The organism is Pseudoxanthomonas taiwanensis, from assembly GCF_010093135.1.
Lineage (GTDB): Bacteria > Pseudomonadota > Gammaproteobacteria > Xanthomonadales > Xanthomonadaceae > Pseudoxanthomonas > Pseudoxanthomonas taiwanensis.
Window position 1 is genome coordinate 1 of record NZ_PDWK01000142.1, and the last position, 1,234, is coordinate 1,234.

The 1,234-nt window shown below is 66.5% G+C and carries 1 protein-coding gene; it reads left to right on the forward strand.

Annotation, left to right across the window (positions count from 1 at the left end):
• Window positions 1-55 precede the first annotated feature (55 nt).
• Window positions 56-1,234 (forward strand): ISL3 family transposase (locus tag CR938_RS14260; protein WP_162125616.1); only part of this gene is annotated, 1,179 nt, incomplete at its 3' end.

Below are 1,234 nucleotides of genomic sequence, written 5' to 3' on the forward strand. Positions count from 1 at the left end.
GCCTCTTTTCAATTTCGAGTGGGTAAGCTGGACCTGAGCAGGTACGGGATCGGGTATGACTGACAAGCTGTTTGAGGCTGCCTTGGGGGTCTCTCCGCCGTGGCAGGTGACGGGCGCGGACTTCGATTTGGCGGCCAAGACGCTCACCATCCGGGTGGACTTCATCGCCGGCAGCCGCTTCGCGCTGGCTGGCGTGGAGGGCCAGCATCCGGTTCACGACACCGTCGCCAAGCGTTACCGGCACCTGAACTTCTTCCAGCACGAGTGCTTCCTGGAAGTGCGTGTCCCCCGGGTAAAGCTGCCCGATGGCAGCGTCCGCCAGGTCGATCCGCCGTGGGCCGGCAAGCTCTCGGGCTTCACGCTGCTGTTCGAAGCCCTGGTGCTGCTGCTGTGCCAGCAGATGACCTTTGCCGCGGCGGCGCGCCTGGTGGGCGTGAGCCGTCACCGTGTCGCCGCGCTCTGCGAGCGCTACGTGGAGCTCGCCCTGGCGCAAACGGACCTGTCCGCGGTGCGCGAGCTGGCCATCGACGAGACGTCGCGGGCTCGCGGGCATGATTACATCACGCTCGCCGCAGACGCCACTGAGCGACGCGTGATCGCCGTGGCGGAGGGCCGCGGCGCCGACTCGATCGCCCAGCTGACAACCGAGCTGCAAAGCCGTCACTGCCCTGCGGAGCAGATCACGTCCGTCAGCATCGACATGTCGCCAGCGTTCATCAGGGGCTGCGCCGAGCACCTGCCCAACGCGCGCGTCACCTTCGACAAGTTCCACGTCATCGGGCACGCCAATGCGGCCGTGGACAGGATGCGCCGCATCGAGCAGCGCAGCGACAAGTCCCTCAAGGGGATGCGCTGGTCGCTGCTGAAGAACCGCGCCAGCCTCAAGCCCGAGGCTGCCGCCGATCTGGATGCCCTGATCGCCAGGATGGCCACTGTGCGCACCGCGCGCGCCTGGGTCTACAAGGAGCAGCTGCGCCAGATCCTCGCGCGCAAGCAGATCAACGTGGCACGCGACATGCTCAAGCACTGGTGCACCTGCGTCATGCGTTCCAAGGTCGAACCCATGAAGGAGGTCGCCGCCATGGTCCGTCGCCACCTCGAGGGCATCGTCGCCTGGGCCCAGACCCGCCAGACCAACGGCTTCCTCGAAGCGCTCAACGGCCTGTTTCAGTCCGCCAAGCGCCGCGCTCGCGGCTTCACCCGCTTCACCACTATCAGAACCGTCATCTTCCTG